We start from the raw sequence: 23,033 nt of genomic DNA on the forward strand, positions 1-23,033 counted from the left end.
TTTATTTCCCTCCTTTCCTGAATACGTTACGACTATTTGCTTTTACTACTTTCGGAACACTTCGTTTGGCAAGGGCTTTCATCATGCCATGTTCACCATATTTCCTGCTCATACCATAGACCTTGTACGTAAGTGCTGATCCGCCGGAAAAGATTATTGCCATACAGATGTATTGGTTTATTCCGAGGATATATAAAATGGAGAACAAGATGAGCAAAGCGAGAATGCCGATGGCCAGGTACCAAATGTATTGTGCCTTCAATCCTTTGAACTCGATACTTTTATTAATCCCTTTATTCACCTGATAAATGCTGTTAGCCATGTCCCTATGTTTAAAATTTTATCTGATCCTTAATGTGCTCTCATATTCGACCGTTCCAGATTGTTCATGCTGCCTTTCTGCCTGCTTTGAAAAAGATGTCAGTATCAGATTATCTTTCTTCTGTCCTGAACTAAAATGTTCATCAGCGTTCCCGTAACGCCTTGCCAGTCCAATAGGATCTATATCTTTAATGGGCGGTACTAAAATGATATCAACATGATCCGGCAGGTTGCCCTTGGGGTCACCGATGTATATATTCTTAGTCAGGCGGTCAAACAGAAAGTGACTGAATCCGAATTCTTCTTTGATATTTCCCATTGTAATCCGATTAGCAGGATTGGATACCTCACGGAATTCATGCTTCCCGATGTCTGCATAGAATTGAGTCCCGGAAAGTGTTACTGTTGGTAAAGAGGTTTCCTCTCTTACTAATTTACCTTCAATTCTGAAGCCCATATACTTTTCCATGCCCATGCTTAAATGGCGAAGAAGCTTTTAATTACGGTAACCACAACGACCAGGAACACACAGCTCCCGAACCATGCCGCTGCTACCTTACTCGTATCCGGGTCACCAGCATTCCACTTCTGGTATACCTTCACCGCTCCTATCAATCCCAAAAGTGCACCTACGGCATACATCAGGTTAGTACCGGAATCAAAGTAATTCCGAACCTGGTCGTTGGCTGCATCAATTCCTGCATTGCCATCCTGGGCAGATGCATATAAACTGGCTCCGGCCAGTATCAGCGTTGTTATAGCGCGTTTCGTTATTATCGGGCCTCTGCCCAATATCTTTTTCACATTTCCCATCTTCACCTTTTCTATCTTACACACTATTTTTAAAAAATACCGGAAGCAACAGTTATCAACCCCACTGTTCACCCAACAAACTGTGCCTCCGGCGTATTCTATTTTCTTTCCCTGGCCCCCTGCCTGTTCAGGGCAAGGGACGGGGAAAGTTGCCACCAAAGGAACCACCCTGTCAACCAAAACCATACTCACGCTTTGGTGGCTGTTACTTAGCGGGGCAACCGCATACTCACATCATCATCTCCCTTAATCAAAACCTGGCTGCCCCGCAATACTATGCTCCAGACTTTTATTGCCTGATATACCTTTCTGCAATTCGTCCCCTATAATTTACCCTGAAATGAAAGTTGAAATGTTGCAGGATGATTTCATTGAAAATCCCGCTGGCTGTCCATTTCATGGTCTTTTCAAAATTGTTTTCTGCATACCTTGCGAAATTCGGCCAACCTGGACTTACCTGTTCGTTGAACGGAATCAACGGTAATCCCGGAATGAATACATTCCCTTTGCAGCAGGCATCCATCACCATTTCATCTGCATAAGTCACACTTTGCCAACCTGCAAACCTGGTATGTTTCAGCATTTTTAACCTGATACCTGCACTCGCGTAAAAGATATATCCGACCCTCCACCTGTGGTAGTTTAACTTTACTGTTCTACCATTGTGTTCAGGAAAATTAGTACCATCGTTACCTTCATAAATATCTCCGCCGGATTGTCCCCACCAGTTCGGTATATTCCCAGATGGATATTGACATATCGGAAGGTCCGGGATAACTATAGGATCACGGCCTGGTACATGCCATTCGTCCGGCCATTGCCATTGTGGAAATTCCAGCATATCAAACAGGATACGGTGCAACTTCACTCCTGGTAGTTTTAATGGCTCAACACCTCTTTGCAACTCTTGAGCATACTTTGCAGGAACAGCGTACCCTTCCTGACTTTTCTGTCCGGTACGGAAACTATAAACCGTATCGGCAATCTGGATATAACCATCCTTGTTGAGTACCGTGGCAAACCATGAATCCGGACAGATAAACAATTTCCTTGTTTTAAACAGGGAATCTACTGTTGGGGCTTTCCTGTTTTCGGAAGTATCGGAATCTATCTGTTCATATAACTTTCTTAATGACGAAAACCCATTACGGTTATACAAAATCTCCCATTTGCCGAGCTGCTCAGGCTTTTGGAATTTACCATGTAACTGACTCATGGTATACTCAAAACTTTTCAGTGTCGGAAAACGTAACCATCCATTGGAAACTTCAGGGCCGCCGGCTTCCAACAAAGGGATAGCACTGTTTAAACTTCCTGCCGGCTTTTGGTCCGGCTCCCTGCCATCACTTTTTTTACAGGCGTACATCAGACCAATTGCGGTTCCCAGTACGACCAACATCATCAGATAAAATTTTCTTTTCATTGCGTTTTTGAAAAAATTTGAAATAGGTTACTCTTTTTTTTACAGGTTCGGATCATCTCCTGTTTGTTATGTTATCCGGGTATGGTATCCCAAGCCTCATTTAATTCTTCTTCTGAAAACACGACCCCGCAAATAATTTCTGTCTGGTGGATAATAAAATTGTTCAAGGCAACCCGGTAGGCAGGCTGGCGTAACCCGCCGAAGCGTGCCACTCTGGATTTAAGCTGCAAGAGCAGCATATCCTTCCCGGCCTCTTTGCCTGCCACCTCCAGGATGCTATGACGTATATCTGTTACCAATTCTTCCAGTTCATCAAATAAACTCCCTCCGCTGCTCCATTCTTCTTCCTGTTCCTCTTCTTCCGGCTCCGGGCTTATTTCTTTGTTTCTGTTTGCCTCTGGTTTCAGTTTGTCTGTAATTGTACCTGTGATTTGTTTTCTGTAGAATAATAAGCCGACGAGTAGATAATATGTGATGACAATCACTGCCATTCCTACCAGGTATTCTTTCCATGTAATTGCTTCTAACATTGCTTTTCGTTTTGGTTCCTTCAATCAGGGAAACCATTTCCCCTTTGTTACAGAAGCAAAATTGCGGTGGATTCAGGACGTGGCTTGACAACCTATATGGTAGGTTGTTCAAATTTATTTTCACTTAGGAAATGCTAAATTTTAGAGCCTTTGGTATAGAAATCGAGGAGCTATTTAGTGCTTTCCTTGAGAGGGCATCCTAACAACTGTAATACGAAGGGAAAGCATGCAGAAACGTGGGGTGAAAATTTGGACACTAACCTGTTAGGTTGTACTTTTTTTCTTTTGCCAAGAAAATGATAAAATGTAGGCTATGACATAAATCGCAATCATAAAAAAAGCTGCCCGATTTTGGGCAGCTTTAAAAAATTAACTACAAACTATTCATGCTTCTCTTTGATCCTGATCTCCAAAGCCTCTTTCAGTCCATCAAGGTGCGGCGTATAACCTTTCTTCCTTAAAGCCATTGCTAACAGCTCCCTGTAAATGTTACCTAAGTCGGTACCAAAAAATTCCTCAAAATCAATAACGAGTTGCTTTACTCCTCCTTCACCATGGCTTACCCATCCTTTTGCGTCCATAGCCAGGATGAGTTCTTTCAAAGCTGATTTGGGGCCTGTCCATACCCGCCTTCGCCTATTTTTATTTTGACCTGTCGTAGGGATTTCTGAGATATCAATGGTGGCTTTCAGACTTGACTTTATATGATTCATGAGTTTATCCATTGCCTGAAGTTTTGCAAGCTTATAGCTATATGGAGTAGAAAAGGACGAATCAATATCTGAATAAGAAACAGGCACTAAAGGGATACGAATAGCATTGCGAACAAAGTAATGCTTATCATAGGCAGTTTCGCCGGATCGGTAATAGTTATAGAAATATTTATTCTTATCACAATACCCCTGTATCCTGTTCAATAGTTGTTCCAGGTAACGCTTTCGGGCTTTTTCAGACCCAACAGGCTTGCCCGATTCAATATACAGGATCTCTTCATAGAAGATCAGTTCCTTTTGAAATTCTGGCTTCAACTCTTTGAAGAATTTTATTTCCTCCTCAATATTCTTAAAAGCATAACTTGTTATATACTCCTTTAATTTGGTCATTGCCCCTTCGACTTCATAAAAAGACTGCTCCGCGAGCTGCAATTGGTTCTCGGCAGAAATCGCAATCTTCTGAAGTTCGACCGTCATCTCAGTTATGAGCGAAGTTGTGAACTTTTCCATATGTACTTGATGTTTGGTTATTTAATAATTGGTTCTTTAATTCTTATTCATTCCGCGGATCTAAGACAAACGTAATCGTCCAGACTTCAAGAATGGTGGGTTATTGATGCTAGAATGAGTGAAGCAGGTATATTGGCTGGCGAAGTACTTCATATTGTACCGAAGTAGAGTTAATCCACCAGAATATTGACAACATATTGAGATATTAATTCACAAAAATATAGGTGGGAAACAAAATGTTAGATGATTTCGATCAAGATATTCTACCTCGTATGTTAAATAATATAGAAATAAACACTTTCTGATCATTTTCCTGGGTTTTTACCTTTTCGCGCAATACGGTTACGAATGCGGCTAAGTGTTTCAGGCGCCATGCCCAGGTAACTGGCAAGTTCTTTTAACGAAACATGTTCTGCCAAATCGGGATAAGCCTTAAGTACATGTTCATAACGGATTTCCGGATTTTCATAGAACCACGTTAATCGTTCCAGAGCCTGCTTGTAGTATTGTTCGGTAAGCAGTCTGGCAACAACGTTAAACTCCGTAAACTCCTTGTATAAGCTCTGTAATTGTGACCAGGGCAAGGCAATGCAGAAAGTATCCATTAAGGCGGTAATTTTCTCTATGCTCCTGAGTTGTGTATAAAAACTGTCTGGAGAAATCAGGATGTCCCCACCTGTTAAAAACATAACAATAGTCTCCCCACGGCTTTTAAGAATCCTGGTTAAACGCACAAATCCGGATAGTGCGAAATAGGCATGTTTACAGATATCCCCGTAGTCAATAATTACCTGATCACGCGTGAAGCTGATAGGAAAAGTAACTTCCCGGAACCGCGTATATGCATCTGAAGGAAGGCCAGGCACAAGTTTAGCAAACATGGAAAAGATCACGTTGTATGCCGAATCAATGTTTGTATCACTACTGCCCTCAAACGGCCGGTCAAAAGAATCGCCTTCCATACGACTGGTTTTATTGAATAATTGCAATACACAAGCAAAATACAAACTACACTCGATAAACCTTTACTTTTTTATAGATAACGGTATATCATCGCAATAGCCTGAAAATTATGCTTTTGTGCAGGATAATACCCACAAAAACATTCAAACGCACTAAGGGTCTTCTTTTGTTTCACTGACTAGTAAATAGATAACAATGCCTTTCAACTAGCCGATTTAAGATTCATGAAAATAAATATTAACCCGACAGTATTATTCAGAGTACCAAAATTTTCGTACCAGGACGAAATTCAAAACAACTGGGAAGAACTAAAAGCCGCTATAGCGGTATCCTCAGCTCAATTCTACGAAACCATAAAAAACACTAGTGCAGAGGAATTTGATGTACTGCCTCTAAAAGTAAAGTTCACCTTATGGAAGTATTTTAACCGGGCAAAGTTCAGGGCAACACCTTATGGTTCTTTTGCAGGTTATGGCCTGTTTAAGTTAAATGAACCCGGACATGCTGCTCCCATTGTTGTTGCGAATGAGCAGATCATAAAAGCGTTTATTGACTGGCCACAAAAATCTCTTGTAAGTATTTCGGTTGATGAGCTAATTAAAAAGGATTGTTACATTATCAGTAACAATACACAATATTTAGTTTCGGAGAAGCTACGTTATATTGCGAAGAGTGATGACGGATTTGAGTTATGTGACCATAACCCTGACCCTCTTGAGGTATTGATCTTAAGCATTTGCCAGATGCGTATTAGGATTAACGCTTTGATCCAAAAGCTTGCGACCTTAAATATAGGTTACAGTGTTGTACTCGAAAAAATTGACGCGTTACTTGATCTTCAACTGCTGTTGACCGAGCTTCATCCAAACATTATCGGTGAAGATTATTTTCAACGATTAAATATAGAGTTAACTCCTGACTCACCTCAATACCTTATCGCCCAGCGTCCTTTTGCCGAAGGCACCTTGCCCCCAGGCGCCCTCCAACACCTTCCGGGAATGTTCAATATTTTACAACGTCTTGCACCAGCTAATAAAACCGAAGGATTGGAAGGTTTCATACAACGATTTATCCAAAAATTTGAACAACGCGAGATTCCATTGATGATTGCATTAGACCCTGAAATTGGTGTTGGTTATGGTAATTTGGAATCCATTACAACAGCTGATGTTTTTGTGCAACAATTTACGGGCAGGGATAGTAATAATAAAACTGCCAACAATTTTAAAGAATTCCTGAAGAATGCACTTTTAGGAACTGGCTCGACAACAAAGCCCACTTTGTTGCTGAGTGATTCTCTGCTGCCGGAAGATTCGGAATCCGATCCAATACCTAATTCACTAAGTATGATTCTTACCATTGCCAATGAGTTAATTTGTGTGGAGAGTGTTGGAGGATGCACAGCAAATGCACTACTTGGACGCTTTACGCTTGGAGATGTTGATTTAACGAGGCATTGTAACGCTATCGCAAATGCAGAACAAGAGGCCAATCCAGATGTTGTATTTTTTGATCTGGCTTATATGGACGAAAGCCATGTTGACAATATCAACCGCAGGGAAAAAATCTACAGTACACAGTTATCCATATTGGATTACGACACCACTGAACACCCGATCACCTTATCGGATCTAATGGTTTCGGTTAAAGGAAATAAGGTTATCCTACGTTCAAAAATGCTGAACAAAAGACTTATTCCCAGGATGTGTTCAGCCTATAATTATACAAGGTCGGACCTATCCGTATTTAGGTTGCTTTGTGATTTGCAATACCAGGGCATTCAGACCTTTCCTATATTTAAACTTGAGAACATCTTTCCAAAGCTCAAATATTACCCAAGAGTTCAATATAAAAACATCCTGCTCTCTACTAGCAAATGGAGAATCAAAGAGGTTATCAAATTCTTTGACAAAAAACCTACCGTAGAAAAGTGTAGATACTTTTTACAATCGAGACAGGTAACGAGATATTTCAAAGCGGGAATAGCAGACCAAACATTGTGTTTTGATTTGTATAATGATCAGGATATGGAAATGCTGATTCGTGTTATTCTTAAGGAGCCGGATTTATTACTAACTGAAGTAGCTGTTCCTAACCACACCGCAGTAACTGATGTTCTTGGCAAGCCTTACCTTGCAGAATTCATAGTGACCATAAGCCACGATGAAACCATTTATAAAGGGATGCCAACAGGTGAAGAACTCCCTGCAATAGCAACCCAATCTATTTATCCCCCTGGAACAAGTTGGCTGTACTACGAAATATATTGTCATCCCATAAGGGCAAACTCAATCCTTGAAGAATATGTTCTTCCATTCCTAGATAATCATCAATCCGATATTGAGCAATGGTTTTTCATCCGGTATAATGAAAACGGTGAGCACTTACGTTTACGTATCAAAATGAACGATGAGTCAAAAGGTCATATCCTGACTTCCGATTTAACGAAACGGTTATCAGGTGACGTACAAACCGGGATCGTTAGCGACATTCAGATTAAAACTTATAAACGTGAAGTGGAAAGGTATCATCCGGAGCATATTGATGCTGTAGAATTACATTTTCATCATGACAGTAATTTTATACTAGCACTATTAAAGAACTTACCGGAAGAACTGAAATGTTATCAATTGTGCCATAAAATCTTTGAAGCTGTAAGAAAGGCTGGGCTTTTTGACCAGACCGAATTCATGAATTCTGTTATGACAAATTCGGATTACTTTAATGAGGAGCATAAATTAAAGGTCGAAGATTTTAAAAGCCTTAATGAAAGGTATCGCCAGTATTTACAGGCTGATAGCGTTATCTTATCTCCTGAACAGGAAAGGCTCTTCTTTCTGTTTCTTGATTCTTTTATTGAGGTATTGCAAGACTGTAAGCAGGAAAGAAGAATGCAGCTTTTCAGGGATATCCTGCATATGCATGTAAACCGACTGTTCAGCGATCATCAGCGAACACATGAAATGATTATTTACTATTTTGTTTTGAAAGATATAAAGCGCAAAATTGCTCTCCAATCATTTGTCGATTCTAATTGCTGATTACCTGGGTTTCATCAAGTTCATGAATTGCTTCCGGTAAGTTTCACTTAAAGGGATATCCTTTCCATTTGTAAGAAAAATGGACTCGTTGTCTGCTTTTACAATCTTCCTGAGGTTAACAATATAAGATTTGTGCACCCTCAGGAATTGGTTTGAATAAAGCAATTGTTCGACTTTTATCATCGAGTAGTTGGTCAGGTATTCTCTTGTGTCTGTATAAATCGTAACATAATTTGATGAACCCTGCACATATAGAATATCTTTTGTTTCCAGGACAATAAAGGTTCCTTTACCATCACCTGGAATGGAAATGTGATCTAAAAGGGTGGCCTTGCCTATCTTCTGTGCGGTTAACCTTTGCCTTAATTTTTCTAGGCTTACCAGGAACCTCTCAAAAGTGACCGGTTTCAGAAGATAGTCTACCGCATCATGTAAATAGGATTCCGGTGCATACTGGCGATGTGCCGTTGTAAAAACGACCTGTACAAGATGCCTGACCAGACCCGCAAAGCTCAGACCACCCAATACAGGCATGTCAATGTCCAGAAATACAGCATCAGCAACAATTTCCTTATCGAGGATCATACGCACTGCTTTGGCGGGATCGGTTTCCCTTCCAACGATTTGAACATCAGAAATCCGCTCTGCATACATCGTAAGCAAATCCATTGCGTGGTCTTCATCATCGACTAAAAATATTCTGATACTCATAATTTGATGGTAATTTCAACTGTATAAATATTATCCGCGTGAAAAATTACTATTTCAGATTGGTCACCATAGTGTTTTTTGATCCTCGCCTGGGCATTTGCTGACCCTATTCCTTTGCCTAAAGCTTGTTGTAAATTCTCTACCTTGTTCGTGGTTGAAAATTTTAGTGTTCTTTCGTCAACCTGAAACTCAATCCTAGCGGGGGAATGTTGGTCATTTAGGTTCCCATATTTAAATACGTTTTCAATAAAGTTTATAAATAATAAAGGTGGAAGGAAAATGTCAAGATCATAATCCGGGAGGTTTAGGTTCATAGTGACGTGAAGCCTATAGTTATGGAGTGTTTGTTGCAATTCAACATATCGTTGCATTTGTAAGATTTCATTCTCCAACATTACCTGATCGTCTTCCTTTTCATTAGCCAGGGCATATTCGCTCATACACACTAATAAATAAATAGTGTTCGCCACATCAGGTGTTTCTTTCAAGGCTTTAGTATATAAAAAGGACAAACTATTAAACAATAAATGCGGGTTAACCTGGCTTCGGATAAAGTTATTCTCCATTTTTGTTTCAGCGTCGATTTTCCGCATTTTATGTTCATATGCTTCTTTTGTTTTTGCGATATTAAAACGTCCCAGTGAGTAAGCAATAGTTAAAAGAGTAATATAAAAAGCCCGCCAGGAACAAATAATAATTACAGTTCCTGATACCTCAGTTATAATATGTCCTTGCTTTATTGATAGGTTTATTAATCCAACGATACAAAGGCATACTGTATAAAATGCAATTATCAATGCAACAAAGAAGATGCGATACCATTGATTTGAGTATGCAATCCAAATCTTTGGTAGTAAAAGGAAAGCACTAAAATAGAAGAATACAATTTCATATGAATACCTAATTATTGAACTCTGAACACTTACCTTCCCTTGTGTCGATAAATACAAGATTTCGAAGCAAATAAAAACCGTGATGGCTACAAAATGTAGTAGGATTTGCTTATAACCAGAACGTGAAATTAGTGGCATAAAAAATCATTTAAATGGTGTTTACATAATAATCACAGTAGTTCACACAACAATAGACAGTATTTACACATTTAGAAAAAAAGAAGGAATTATCCTGTCTATCTTTATGTCAGAATCATAAATAAACTTTTAAAAAACAGTTATGAAAACGAAAAACCAAACTTCAAAATCAAAAATGAACCCGATATTTTCTTTTAAAAAATCTTCAGGTAAAACAAGTCAAAACCCAAGTGGAACAGGAGTTCCAACAGGAACTACGACTACCACTTCTGCAACTACAGGTAGCTTATTCTGTTAATATTCAGATTATGATATGCCGGTATTCCGGCATATCTGAAACAATTACAAATTTACAATACTAAACTGCTCTTGAACCCTTCCACTGGATACCGTGACTCTGCAAATTCGGCAAGTTCTTAATCATATTTAAGCGTATATCTACCTGATTTCATAGCGCATTCGTTGAATCCTAGCCCCATTGATCCCTAAATCAATTCGGAATAAACCAAACACTTTAACCGCTAGTAAAGGCACCTCTCCGAGGCAGCGATAGCAACTCTTTTGTTTTCATTTTCTCATCATTTTCAAAAAATCAATTTTATGAAAAAAGTAATCTTCTCTGCAGCATTGCTGATGGCTGCTGCTACATTCTCTTTTGCCGGTAATCCAAAAGAAACTAAAGAAGCAAAAGCTGAAACGCCAACTGAGACAAAATCAGAAGTAACCCTGAACACATATTACATTACGGGCGAAACCGGAAGTAATTATGATCTTTCAACTGCTCCTAATCCTGATTGTGGTACAGCGCAGGACGAACCTTGCAAGATCACCACAAACCTGACACTCGGTGCTTCTGTTTCTAAATCCGCTGTTGACAACCAGGTTAACATCACCATCGTAGACAGACAACCTGCATTCTAATTATCTTTCCATAAGTGATAGGACAAAAGTTGTTCTATCACTTATTTTAGTAACTCTATAGTCGCCTCCCTCAATCCTTCCCGACAAAATAAATTTCCTTTACCAAGCTCCAAATTCATTTCTTAACACTTCCCAATTAGCACAATATGAAAAAAGTAATCTTCTCTGCAGCATTGCTGATGGTCACTACTGCTTTATCTTTTGCCGGTAATCCTAAAGAAACCAAAGAAGCGAAAGCTGAAACACCAACAGAGGCCAAATCCGAATCAACACTTAACACTTACTATGTGGTTGGTGAAAGTGGTAGTAACTATGATCTTTCTACAACTCCGAATCCAGATTGCGGTACAGCAGTAGACATGCCCTGTACAATAGTAACAACCCTCACGCTCGGGGCTACTGTCTCACAATATGCGGTTGACAACCAGATTAGTATTCTTATCCTGGAACGGCAACCAGCCTTCTAAGCACGATTCTAAAGCAGCAGGACGATATTTATCCTGCCGCTTACTCCCAATCACAATAACTCTTTAATTGCTTTGATTAATCCTTCCTTTTCATAAAGATTTTGGGTATTGTTATATTTTATTGACCCCCATTTGTCGACTAAAATGGTATGTGGAGTTGCCACGATCCTGTTCTTTAGAAAAATCGGATGATCCGCACCCATTCCACTTGTATAAAGGTTAACCACATCCTTCGATGTGAATTTTCCACTCGAAACACCTTCCAGCCATTTTTGTTTTTTTCTGTCAATGCTTACAGAAATGAATACAATGTCATTATTGGATTCAAACTCCTGTTCCACTTTAGACAGAGCATTTTCAAAGAAATTGATACATGCCCCGCATCCCTCACTCCAGAAATCTATAAAGATCACCTTTCCCTTAAACATGGATAAATCAATTAATTTACCTGACGTATCAGTCAGGGTAAATGATTCAAATTTTGACCCGGCTCCAATACCCATAAGCCTGTTTAACGCAAGTAAACAATATTTGTCATTGATTAGTTCTTTAGACTTTGAATACAATAACTCAACATTTTCAGATCTTTTATTACTTCCAAATAGGTATACAACTGCCCGGTCTCTTGCCTTTGTATTACCTTCCTTCAGCAGGGCTGAAAAGATCCATTCCATATCGATAGTTCCAAATTTGAAATAACTCTCCTGCCTTAACCGGTCGTGGAGGTATTTAAAATATCGTCCGGATTCACTCAATCCTTCAACTGATATACCCTGAAAGTCTTTGCCTGCAAGTTGCCGCCTGTAGGCTATAAGAAACCGTTGTTTCGTCGAATCCGGAGCCGTTTTCAAATACTCATCAAAATAACTCTTAATTGGACCTGATATCTCGTTGCATAAGCTTTGGGCTATAATATCCGCTTTAATGACGTCATAGCTTAACGCCGACATTTCACCTTTAAACCCTTCCAGCGCTTTCAATTTAACATTAATTACATTCCTGCCTGGATCTGAATAATTGAATAGAGAATCAAATATTGGTTTTTCTACCGGATCAGTTTGCAAGGCATATATTTTACCTTGAACCACATATTTCTCCGCACCTTTACCGGAGAAAGAATAAGTAGAAAATACCCCTGCAAAAGTCTCCTTATTGGAAAAGCTAAGAAAGATATCGTCTCCAGCTTCCCAAAAAAATGATTTGGTTAAAGCAACTACACTGCCTTTCCCGCCGTTGTCCGCAATAGTTCCTTTGTTTGGCTTGATTATTTTCCAATATCCACAATTATCGTTAACAGGGATTACAAATCTGAAACGTTTGTTGATGCCGTTTTTGGCATAAACTCCAAGGTTATACCTGTTATCCCGGTAAATGACATTTTCCAAAAGAAGGGAAAGTGTATCCGTTGGTTTTGCTTCATTATATTCCACGGTAATGGTTATGGTTGCCTGCTCCTTTGCAATATCCCATCTATCTTTGCCTCCTTCATTAGCAAAACAAAATGAGGCTAGCAGACCAATTGCCATCATTATTGTAATAAGCAGTAGTTTATATGTTGTTTTCATTTTCTTAATTGTTGAAATGTTATCTTTCGTTTTGTACCAGTTTACTCAGTTCTATTTCCCTTCGCGGAATTGGTAGTACATAGGCAGTACTATTGGGCGGAAGTACATATTGTTCGCCGTTTACTGTACGGGTTATCGTAACCTGGAAACGAGGGTCTTTATTAAGTCTCCGTAAATCTTCCCACCTAATATTTGCAGAAAATGGTAGTTCTTTTCTTCTCTCTCTTAAAACCGTTCTGAGTGCTTCTTCTGCATTAGTTGCAGTCAGATTTGAGAATGTCCCAGTGACATATCTTTTGGAAAGCAGTGTATTGATGTCATCCATAGCAGCGTCAACATTGTTCTGCCTTGCATAACACTCAGCCCGGATTAGGTAGACCTCATTCAATGCAATGCCACAAAATGTTTCAAAACCGCCGGTATAACAGCCCCGGAATTTATAGTCAGCCCCGTTGGGAACATAAAGAAGGGCTTTTCTTAAATCATTACTTTCATAGGCTGCTATAAGCTCAGGAAAAACAAAAGACCTGTTGTTTGTTGCCGGTCGTATGGTAGCCCAGGCATTTACAGACGCATAGAATAGAATTTCCGGGTTACCAAGGCCCAATGCAGGGAAACGATAAGTTGTTCCCTGCGATACAGGATCGCTATTATAATCCAGCAAACTTTTCTTTGTTTGAAGTACTTGATCCGCAGCAATTCCAGCATCTTTGTAGTTACCCATAATCAATTCAACTTTTGCCAGAAGAGCCAACGCTGCAAAACGTCCAGCCCTTCGCATTTGGGCAGGTTCCTTGTCCAGCAATGATATAGCCTGTTTGATATCTGCTAACATCTGATCATAGGTTTGCTGCAGGGTTGCCCTCGGATAAATGATATTGACATCTGAACTTTGGCGTAGCGGTAACCCTAAATCAGTTGAAGCCGTTTGAGGATCATATTGTTTGCAAAAAAGCTGCGCCAGGTTATAATAGCCAAATGCTCGAAAGAAAAATGCCTGCCCCTTTACATTATTATAGCCTACTGCTTTAGCATCTATTTTTTTTAACCCGTCGAGTACAATATTGGCATATCCTATGTTTTTAAATAACCTATCCCATTCCCCTGATACCCCGTTCTGGCCATCCCAAATGGTAGCTTTCCATAGATAGGCATCCCTCTCTGCCTGTTGTGCAGAGTTAAAGTTTGCGTCTTTGATAAACAGATTATCCGTCCCGATTAAACCGATATTGGCAAAATCAGTATTGATCACATCTGAATAATCAAATATAGCCTGGTAATCCTCAATCGTCTGCGGGGTTACATCTCCTATAAACCTTTTTGCATCCAACCAGTCATTTTGCTTCTTGCAGGATAACAAGGAAACAACCATGATGAACAAACAAAGGCGATAGGCATATTTCGAAGTATATTTTTTCATGATCTTAAAAATTAGCATTAACACCAAAAGAGATTGAAAAAGGGTTGGGTAAGGTATGCGTGACGCGATAACCAAATGCATCCGGATCAATCCCATACTTGTTCTTTCTCCAGATTATGCCAAGATTACTTGCATAGCCATATACTTGCAACCGGGAAAAGAAATTTCTTCTAAGCAGGTTGTTTAGCGGGATATCATAACCTAAGCGGATATCCTGAAGCCGGACGTGGCTCCCACTTTCGACGAGTGTTTCTGAATAGGTATAAAAGCTGCTTCTGTTATTATCTTCCGGATAGCGTAACGATGGGACATTTGTCTTTTGTTCGTCTCCCGGGTTTTGCCACCTTAACCCAAAATCAGTATTGGCAAAGTAAGTCAACACATTGGTATAGTCTGTCGATATCGAGGAACGTCGAAACACATAGCCAAACTTGTAAGTAATGTTGACGCTTAAACTGATCCCTTTATAGCTGAAATCATTTCGTATTGCCCCGAATACTGTCGGGCGGTAGCTTCCGTTATAAACAAGGCTGTCAGGACTAAAATTTCTTATAATTGCATTATAGTCCTTACTTACTTTCCCATTGAGAAAACCCTGAGGATCGCCATTTTCCGGGTCAAGTCCCGCCCACTTATAACTGTAGATACTAAATAACGGTTTACCTACGATACCAGAAAAACCACCGTTGGTTCTGAAAGATGATGATGTTTGCGGCACATCATACCGTATCAGTTTATCGTGAAGCGTACTGAATAAGAATGTTGAATTCCATAGAAATGCACCTTTGAAATTCTGGCTGTTCAGGCTTAGATCCAGTCCGTTTGCCTTTGTAGTTGCTGTGTTCGCCATGTAGGTAGAAAAGCCGGTTTGTGATGGCAGCGGGGTGGGTTGCAATAAATCCAGACCATTTTTCCAGAAGTATTCTACTGTTCCGCTTACCCGGTTTCCTTTTGTGCTGAAATCAAGCCCAAGGTTAATGTTTTTAACCCTCTCCCAGCGCAGCTCTGGATTGGGGGCATTGGTTATCGCAATAAGCTTTGCACCTGTAATATTGTCTGTTGAATAAAACCCGGTCAGATAGGCGGAACCCTGATATACATTCCCGTTGTAACCATAAGTTGCCCTTAGCTTTAACTGAGGTAGCCAGGCTACATAATAAAAATCCTCCCTGTTTATATTCCATCCAATACCAGTTGACCACAAAGGGGTAATCTTATCATTGGTTTTTACACCGAAGATATTAGAACCATCCCTCCTGCCACTAATGCTGAAAATATAGCGCTGATCATAAGTATAGGCGGCATTTGCATAGTAAGAGATATATCTGTATAAAGAACCAAAAACATCTGTCGTCGGAGCAGGAATAAATGCGCTTCCTGAAGGGTTTATATCATAGGCAATATTATAGTTCAATGCACCAACGCCGCTACCAAACCTGTCATCGTAGCCATATGTTAGCCTGTTGAATCCTTCGGTTTTTCTTTCCCTTACTTCTGCTCCTGCGATAGCTGATATATCATGTTTTCTAAAAGCCTGATTATAGTTGAATTGTCCCCTGAAATTATTGGAGTTCCAAACATCATTCGCTAAGTTTAAGATCCCACCTTTAGGAAGAATATAATTAAAAGTACCTGTCGCTTCATCGAAAACTGAAAACTGGTTGATCAGGTTTCGCGCATAATAGGTACTCTCGCCTTGATAATTTCGAGTATTGACCGTTTGATGTTCATTTTGATATTGTAATTCTGCGGTTATCTGTGGTATGATTCTGTATTTAGCAGAAAAGCGTAGCAACAAATCTTTTACCCGTATGCTGTTATCGGCATTGTTCAGTTCATCCAATGGTCTGTAGTTCCAATCTAAAAAACCCTTTAACTGTGTTTGATCAATATATTCCTGACTGTAATTCCTGGGAATGGCAAGGGCCATGCCATTCCCATCTGCAAGCCTTGCATATGGCAACACGGAATTGTATTTAAAATTGAACATGTCATAGCTATCTGTTGCACCATATCCGAATTGATTATTCAAACGTGTTGTATTCTGGCTATAGTTTAATCCTACTGTAAGTTCAAGGTTTTTCAGGGCAGTATAAGTATTGGTACTGTTAATCGTAGTCCGGTCATAGGTATTCCTGACCAGGTTATCCCTGTTGTCATCCCTGCCAACTGAAAAGGAATAAGAAAGGTCTTTTGTGCCACCCCTGATCCCTAAAGCATATTGCTGGTTAATGGATTTCTGATAAATGTATTTGCCGATATCATCGCGCACATCCATTGTCCCCATCATATCCAGTTGCACTTTCGCGGCATCAGCTGTAATATCTCCTGCCCTTTGCTTTGCCAGGATGGATACAACGGGTGACAATGCGGGGAAAGAAGAGTTATTGCTCAGATCATCATCGAAATAACCTTGCTCGAACAAATAAGATTCAACCCCAATATAGTCCTTGGCATTCAGGAAATTCCGGTCATACTTTAAATCAGGTTTATTGCCTATGGTTAGATTCGTATTCAATTCAACGTTCGTCCTTTGGTTCAGTTTCCCCTTTTTGGTAGTAATCACCACAACGCCATTCCCTGCGCTTGCCCCCCAGATGGAAGCAGCAGCAGCGTCCTTTAAGATCGTGATTGATTCAATGTCATTTGGGTTGATATTGCTAATTTCTCCTTCATAAGGAAAGTTATCGAGTACGATCAAAGGGTCGGAAGAAGCATTGATCGTACTCTGCCCCCTGATATTAAAACCCGAATTTCGTGGGAAATACCCATTGGTATTTATACTTTTGTTTGCCTCACCATTAAACAGCACACCGGAACTAATACCATCGACCCTGTCTAGAATATTAGTTGAAACCCTTCTCTGTACAAGGGCGCTGTCCAGTTGAACAAACGATCCTGTCACCCGTTCCTTGGGAATGTTCTGATAACCGGTACTGACTATTTCAAATTCTTCCAGTTTCGAAATGGTTTCTTTAAGTGTAGTGTTTATGCTGGATTTATCGCCTACAGATTGTTCAATAGTCTGGAATCCGACATAGGAGAATAGCAGTACAGCATTTTCGTCCGGAACGTCTATCATGTATTTTCCATCCCGTCCGGTGACCGTAGTGGTACTGGTCCCTTTGAGTCTTACTGTTACGCCTACCAGTGGGTTACCTTTTTCATCCGTAACGGTTCCGGTGATCTTGATTGCTTTGATAAACTTCGTGATTTTCTCAACGACCGAAACTGGCTTCCGTTTAATTACGATGGTTTTGTCTACGATCTCATAAGTAAGTGGCTGGTCTGTAAAAACTTTGTCCAGTACCGATTTCAAATCTCCACTCATCTTTACAGTGACCGGCTTGGTGTCTTTCAGAAGGTTGTTGTTATACCATACTTCAAAGCCGCTTTGTTTTTCAATTTCTTTGAAAACGGTTTTTAAAGGTGCTTTATCAATGGACAAAGTGATCTTCTGCGCATGAACGGAAACAGATACATGCATGATGGTAAACAGCAAGAAAAATGCGACAAAGTTGATACGCATAAAAAGCCTCCATTTAATAGCCGGGTCCAGCCCTCTAAGCCAGGACGACAGCCGTGTTTTGTCTTTGCGACGGCATATGCCGCCACAGTCAAAAATTTTCATATTTTTGGTTTGGTTTGGGTTAGTTGATATACTGCGCTAGCGGGATGATGTTAACCCCAAACTTTGCCGGAGGTGTTCGTCACAACACTTCCGGCTTTTTTTATCTGGGGATTATTAAACCTAAATTTTCTTTTTTTGATCTTACTTCATACAGTCGGGTTTATAGTGAAACATTTGGTTGGTTCGGTATATTGGTTAAGGTTTGATCACGAGTGTCCTTTTACTTCCATTCTGTTGCAAATGGAATTTAATCTGGCTGGCCTCAAATATTTTCAGCAAGCTGCTGAGGTTGGATTGGCGGGAGATACCGCCCGTAAACAGATCACCTGGGATTGCACCTTCATACCTGATGTCTATATCATACCAGCGGGACACTTCCCTCATAATTTGTTGTATCGATGCGTCACGGAATTTCAGCTTCCCGTTTTTCCAGGCAAGCTCGGTTTCAAGGTCAGCTTGTTTAACTGTGATGGTTCCATCGGCCTCAAATCTGGCCTGCTCTCCCGGTATAATTATCTTATTCCGATGCTCTGCACTCACCCGTACTGATCCTTCTTCAAGGGTAGTCCTTATCTTGCCTTCATTCTCGTAGCTGTTTATATTAAAGTGGGTACCCAACACTTCAACCTCCTGCTTACCTGATTTCACGATAAAAGGATGGGCTTTGTCCTTTGCCACTTCAAAGTAGGCTTCGCCGCTCAACTCAACCATCCGCGTCCCTCGTTTACCTGTTCCCTTTTGCTCAAGGAAGGAAACCGGGTATTTCAACCTGGAAGCGGCGTTAAGCCATACTTTTGTGCCATCCGGCAATGTGATCTGAAACTGTCCTCCTCTTGGGGTAGTGATGGTGTTCGACAAATCAGGGGAAGAATTTGATTTGGCACCTTCATATTTATATGCGATGCTACCATCGGCAGTTTTTTCAATACTTGTTTGTTGCTGCGTTGCGATGGTACCGTTTTCAGCAGCATTCAGGTCTAATATAGTACCGTCAGCAAGCATTAAGGTTGCCTTGTTGCTACCGGGAGCAACATTTAAGCTAATTTTTGTCGCAGCAGGTGTAATGGTATTGGGTTCCTGTAAGAAATAAGTATAAACAAGGAAGCCTATAATAATTAAGACGGAGGCTGCGGCAATGATTCGTTGCCAGGTAAGCGATATCTGGAAATGGCCTGGCTGATGTTTTTTATGATCATCCCTGATACGTTGTTTAAGCTTTTGGTGTATGCGTTCGCGGATAACTATCGGATTTAAACTATATCCCTGGGGAAGCTCAAGCTGATCATCATGGTGTTTGTTGTACCAACTTTCAAAATAGACTGCTTCCACTTCTGTTAAGGTTCCTTGTTTGTATTTGTGGGCCAGCAGTTCTAAATATTCATTGTTCTCCTCGTTATCCATAGTGCATGATTTCCTTTATAGTCAGAGGAAATGGAAACGACCCTTAGTTTTTGGATACCTATTTTTTTATATATACTATTTGAACATTGCTTTTCAATATTATTATACGATTAAATGAGTAAAGCAGAGATGGCATAGCCTATTGCTTTTCAGTGAGATAGTAATGCTGTTTTCTAATACTTACCAAGTGTATGGTCACAAGATTGTGCATTTTACTTTAATATTGGGATGCCGATATCAGGGATGTTCGGCATGTTTCTAAATCTGAATAAGTCAAAAACTGCTTTCTTTAGTATTTCCCTCTCCTATAAACTCATGCAATATGAAATACTATATCCTCTTACTTATTTTGGTATTTACCACTGTATTTGCACAAGCACAGGCAGATAGTACTACTGTTTGGATCACTACAGACAGTGGGACTATCTATAAGCTGAATGTAAATAATTGTTCATCTGAATTGTACTGTCATACAAATCGCCCATTCTATGACATTGCATTAACTCCGGATGGAAATTTATGGGGAAATACCAGCGACAGCCTATATCAAATTTATGCCAACGGCTATACAAGACCGGTAGGGAAAATTCCCTTTAGCCCAGGACTTGGCGGTTTAAACGATTCAACCTTACTGGTTGTTTCAATGCAGAACCTTATATCGGTTAAAACAACAGATGCTTCTGCAAGCCAGGTCGGTAATATAGGATACAATACTGATGGCGATCTTGCTTGGCTAGGGAAAGACTTGTACATGTTTGCAGGGGGCCACTTTGTCAAAATAACGTTGAACGATACATATTCTGCTGTTACAAACGTTGATGCCGTTTTGCCCGATTCGACCTTCTATACGCCAGGATTAACTACTGCATACTTAAATAATTTTGGCTATAGCTTAATTAGCTTCCCCGGCAATGTAGAGTTTTATAGGATAGACACAGCAGATGGCAACTATCATGAAATTTGTAGCAATCCTCAGGCAACGGCATTGGGTGCGGCTTCAATGATTTTCCCTCCCGATCCGATTACAATGGCGATTCAAAACGCAATCAAAAATTCAATCCAATTCAATGTTTTCCCCAATCCCACATCTGATGAAATTTTCTTAGGGTTAAAGGGTTTCAACGGGAAGATATCGGATACTGAAATACGGCTGTATGATATAACGGGAAAATTACTGGTCACTCTCTCCTTAAAAACTTTAACGGAAAGGATTACATTAAAAAGCTATTCTCCGGGTTTATATATTTTGGAATTGCGATACCAAAACAAAAGTATACAGAGACAGAAGATCTTAAGAATATAAACCCGACCATTTCAACCAAACAATCAAAAATTTTCCCCCTTAAATCAATTTTATGCAAAAAACTTTCATTGCAAGGATAAGAAACGGCATCGCATTCCTTGTCATGCTTTCCCCGGTTCTCCTATGTGCACAGCCAATTACAACAACGACACTTACTGGTGTCAACAATTTCACAACGCTCGGCGGCGCTTTCATTCCGCCTGGCAATGTGGTAACGGTAGCTCCAGGTGCAATAATAACATTCAATTACGGATTAACGATAGACAGCAACGCAAAATTGATTGTGAATAATGGTGCTACAATAAGAATGGCAGATGGTAAACGGATCATCCTTCAACAATTCCGTTCTTCTTCTCCAGTTCTTAATAATATTGGCGGTTATATCGAGCTTAACAATTCACTCATTACTTCTCTTACTTCTTCCCCAACGGGTGGCCTGTGGCAAGGCATTGAATGTAAGGAAGGTAATAGTAGTCTCATAAATACTGCACCCCCAGTACTCAAAATCAATGGTGGTACCATTCAATACGCGAATTGTGCATTTACCTCATTTAACCCTATGATCATTGGCTTCGTGAAAGGGAGAATCTATGCGCAGAATGCTACATTCTTAAACAATTACCGTAGTCTTAATATGACGGGAAGTTATTATTTTTCAATGCCCCCTCCCAATGAGGATTCTTTGGTTTGGACACCGGATTACATTGAGAACAGCACCTTTCGCTTGACCTCTGATTTCCCTTATACGCCTCCCGATGTTGTCAATTTACGTGGCGCTACTATTGCATTTCGTTCCTGTACCTTCAAAGCCGAATCGTTTATTGGCGCTCTCACTAACGGGGATAATTACAATTTTGTAAATAACACAACAGCAATCAATGGTCTGAATACTATGCTGTGCGTTGACCAACTGTCAGGCAATCCCAATGGATGTTCCTTGGAGGGATTCAAAAACGGGATAACAATCAATAATCCCCCCAATGTGAGGTACCTGAACATTGTCGGTAATTCGCATTTTGCCTGTGTGAACAACATCTCCATATTGGGAGGAGGAGGTCCCGCTTATATTCTTGGAAACGAGATGGTCGGGCCAATACCTACCAATAACGGAACCCCCAATCCAGCTGTAACCTTTTGTTCTGTCTTTCTAAGGAATTGCCGGGAGTATGTGATAGAAGGAAATCGTATTGGCTATGATATAGGCCCTGTTACGCAAGACTTTAATTTTGGTGGTATCGTGGTCATGAATTGCGGTGATTTCAACAATGTGGTTTATCGGAATATGGTTAATGTGCCTTTAGTCGGTGTGGGTATTGAAAGCATTGGCACTAATAGAAACGCAGCCGGTAACAGCGGCTTGAAAATTCTGTGTAATACAATCAAAAGTACCAATTATGATATTGCTATAGTAAAGGACAGTGTTACTAATCCTGTAAATGGTATCCATTATCAACAATACATCCCGGGAATAAACTCTGGCGTTGACACATCCGCTGCCAATTTATTTTTGGGAAGCAACCCTAATAACCCCTATCGTAATTATTTATCGCTCAATACGACATCTTCATTTGTTTATAAGTACAATCCGGCATTCAGCAGTGAGAATCCGGTTTATAGAAATTTCCCTGCTGCCATTACGACCAATGTAACCAATACCTGTCCGCCACGTAAGGTACGGAATCCGCAACCTCCATTTTCTTTTTCACCTCCGGATACTGCACACCTTATAGTGACGGGCGAAGATGCCCTTTTTTTCAACATGGCTTCACGACCTGAAAACTTTGAAAGCACCAGTGCTCTGGAACCCGTTCAGCAATGGCTCGTACAAAATAATTATAATTGGGCAGGCTTGCCACAGGATCAAAAGAGGCTTGTATATGAAACCGAAAATGATCCTATGTTTGAAGGGGCAACAGCACGTTCATTGCTGGCACTATTCGAGGATAAAAAATACGATCCCTTTGTTATTATACCAAAAGTTACAGCCAATATGGTGAAAATTCTAACCGACAATAACGATAAAATTTATCCTAACCCGGCAGGGGATAATGCATGGGTGAACTGGACTGGCGCGGATGCAACCCTTATGCTGACCAATGCGGCAGGACAAACGGTCTTACAACAAAAAATTAAATCAGGCATCACCAAAATAGACCTGACCCAAATAAATGCAGGTATCTGTTTTGCAGAGATACGGATTGCAAGAAAGGTAGCCTATCAGCAAAAGGTAGTTATTGCTAAATAGCCTTTTTTTGAAAGTAGAACGGCC

The 23,033-nt window shown here is 40.2% G+C and carries 19 protein-coding genes; 6 read left to right on the forward strand and 13 right to left on the reverse strand.

Annotated elements, in window-relative coordinates; genetic code table 11:
- Window position 1: 1 nt before the first annotated feature.
- From J1905_RS07365 to J1905_RS07395, 7 genes are all read right to left on the reverse strand, one after another.
- Window positions 2–322 (reverse strand): DUF4133 domain-containing protein, encoded by a 321-nt coding sequence (locus J1905_RS07365; RefSeq protein WP_214226628.1) that lies wholly within the window; start codon window positions 320–322, stop codon window positions 2–4.
- 18 nt (window positions 323–340) lie between these two features.
- Window positions 341–790, reverse strand: a complete 450-nt coding sequence (locus tag J1905_RS07370; RefSeq protein ID WP_214226629.1) for a hypothetical protein — start codon at window positions 788–790, stop codon at window positions 341–343.
- 8 nt (window positions 791–798) lie between these two features.
- Entirely contained in the window at window positions 799–1,113 is a 315-nt protein-coding gene (locus tag J1905_RS07375; protein WP_502928707.1) for a DUF4134 domain-containing protein, read from the reverse strand.
- A 310-nt stretch (window positions 1,114–1,423) separates the two neighbouring features.
- On the reverse strand, window positions 1,424–2,557 hold the full coding sequence (locus tag J1905_RS07380) for a hypothetical protein (RefSeq protein ID WP_214226630.1): 1,134 nt from the start codon (window positions 2,555–2,557) through the stop codon (window positions 1,424–1,426).
- 71 nt (window positions 2,558–2,628) lie between these two features.
- Window positions 2,629–3,087, reverse strand: a complete 459-nt coding sequence (locus J1905_RS07385; protein ID WP_214226631.1) for a hypothetical protein — start codon at window positions 3,085–3,087, stop codon at window positions 2,629–2,631.
- A 380-nt stretch (window positions 3,088–3,467) separates the two neighbouring features.
- Window positions 3,468–4,310 carry an RteC domain-containing protein gene (locus tag J1905_RS07390; RefSeq protein WP_214226632.1) on the reverse strand — a complete coding sequence of 281 codons (843 nt, stop codon included), beginning with the start codon at window positions 4,308–4,310 and terminating at the stop codon, window positions 3,468–3,470.
- Between the two features lie 305 nt (window positions 4,311–4,615).
- Window positions 4,616–5,272, reverse strand: coding sequence for a Crp/Fnr family transcriptional regulator (locus J1905_RS07395; RefSeq protein ID WP_214226633.1), 657 nt, complete (start codon window positions 5,270–5,272; stop codon window positions 4,616–4,618).
- A gap of 225 nt (window positions 5,273–5,497) precedes the next feature.
- On the opposite strand from J1905_RS07395, the gene J1905_RS07400 reads away from it, so the two are divergent.
- A complete protein-coding gene (locus J1905_RS07400; protein ID WP_214226634.1) occupies window positions 5,498–8,314 on the forward strand; it encodes a lantibiotic dehydratase in 2,817 nt (938 codons plus the stop codon).
- On the opposite strand, the gene J1905_RS07405 is transcribed toward J1905_RS07400, so the two are convergent.
- Together J1905_RS07405 and J1905_RS07410 are read right to left on the reverse strand one after the other, a co-directional pair.
- Window positions 8,315–9,025, reverse strand: a complete 711-nt coding sequence (locus J1905_RS07405) for a LytR/AlgR family response regulator transcription factor (RefSeq protein WP_214226635.1) — start codon at window positions 9,023–9,025, stop codon at window positions 8,315–8,317.
- Entirely contained in the window at window positions 9,022–10,056 is a 1,035-nt protein-coding gene (locus J1905_RS07410) for a sensor histidine kinase (RefSeq protein ID WP_214226636.1), read from the reverse strand. Before J1905_RS07410 ends, J1905_RS07405 begins: the two co-directional genes overlap by 4 nt.
- A 142-nt stretch (window positions 10,057–10,198) precedes the next feature.
- Between J1905_RS07410 and J1905_RS07415 the strand changes: the two genes are divergently transcribed.
- The 3 genes from J1905_RS07415 (at window position 10,199) to J1905_RS07425 (ending at window position 11,444) form a co-directional block, all read left to right on the forward strand.
- The gene (locus tag J1905_RS07415) at window positions 10,199–10,354 is read left to right on the forward strand and encodes a hypothetical protein (RefSeq protein ID WP_214226637.1); all 156 of its coding nucleotides are present in this window, start codon (window positions 10,199–10,201) and stop codon (window positions 10,352–10,354) included.
- Window positions 10,355–10,656: 302 nt separating this feature from the next.
- Window positions 10,657–10,977, forward strand: a complete 321-nt coding sequence (locus J1905_RS07420) for a DUF6520 family protein (protein ID WP_214226638.1) — start codon at window positions 10,657–10,659, stop codon at window positions 10,975–10,977.
- Window positions 10,978–11,123: 146 nt separating this feature from the next.
- Complete coding sequence (locus tag J1905_RS07425) at window positions 11,124–11,444, forward strand: hypothetical protein (RefSeq protein WP_214226639.1); 321 nt, start codon at window positions 11,124–11,126, stop codon at window positions 11,442–11,444.
- Window positions 11,445–11,494: 50 nt separating this feature from the next.
- Here J1905_RS07425 and J1905_RS07430 read toward each other — a convergent pair whose 3' ends face one another.
- From J1905_RS07430 to J1905_RS07445, 4 genes are all read right to left on the reverse strand, one after another.
- Entirely contained in the window at window positions 11,495–13,009 is a 1,515-nt protein-coding gene (locus tag J1905_RS07430; RefSeq protein ID WP_214226640.1) for a TlpA family protein disulfide reductase, read from the reverse strand.
- 19 nt (window positions 13,010–13,028) lie between these two features.
- Window positions 13,029–14,429, reverse strand: coding sequence for a RagB/SusD family nutrient uptake outer membrane protein (locus tag J1905_RS07435; RefSeq protein ID WP_214226641.1), 1,401 nt, complete (start codon window positions 14,427–14,429; stop codon window positions 13,029–13,031).
- A 4-nt stretch (window positions 14,430–14,433) separates the two neighbouring features.
- Complete coding sequence (locus J1905_RS07440; RefSeq protein WP_250318030.1) at window positions 14,434–18,060, reverse strand: SusC/RagA family TonB-linked outer membrane protein; 3,627 nt, start codon at window positions 18,058–18,060, stop codon at window positions 14,434–14,436.
- A gap of 195 nt (window positions 18,061–18,255) precedes the next feature.
- Window positions 18,256–19,461 (reverse strand): FecR family protein, encoded by a 1,206-nt coding sequence (locus J1905_RS07445; RefSeq protein ID WP_214226642.1) that lies wholly within the window; start codon window positions 19,459–19,461, stop codon window positions 18,256–18,258.
- A 322-nt stretch (window positions 19,462–19,783) separates the two neighbouring features.
- On the opposite strand from J1905_RS07445, the gene J1905_RS07450 reads away from it, so the two are divergent.
- Together J1905_RS07450 and J1905_RS07455 are read left to right on the forward strand one after the other, a co-directional pair.
- Entirely contained in the window at window positions 19,784–20,764 is a 981-nt protein-coding gene (locus J1905_RS07450; protein ID WP_214226643.1) for a T9SS type A sorting domain-containing protein, read from the forward strand.
- A gap of 52 nt (window positions 20,765–20,816) precedes the next feature.
- Window positions 20,817–23,009, forward strand: coding sequence for a T9SS type A sorting domain-containing protein (locus J1905_RS07455; protein WP_214226644.1), 2,193 nt, complete (start codon window positions 20,817–20,819; stop codon window positions 23,007–23,009).
- The last annotated feature ends 24 nt before the right edge of the window (window positions 23,010–23,033 follow it).

It is taken from the genome of Pedobacter sp. B4-66 (genome assembly GCF_018492665.1).
Lineage (GTDB): Bacteria > Bacteroidota > Bacteroidia > Sphingobacteriales > Sphingobacteriaceae > Pedobacter.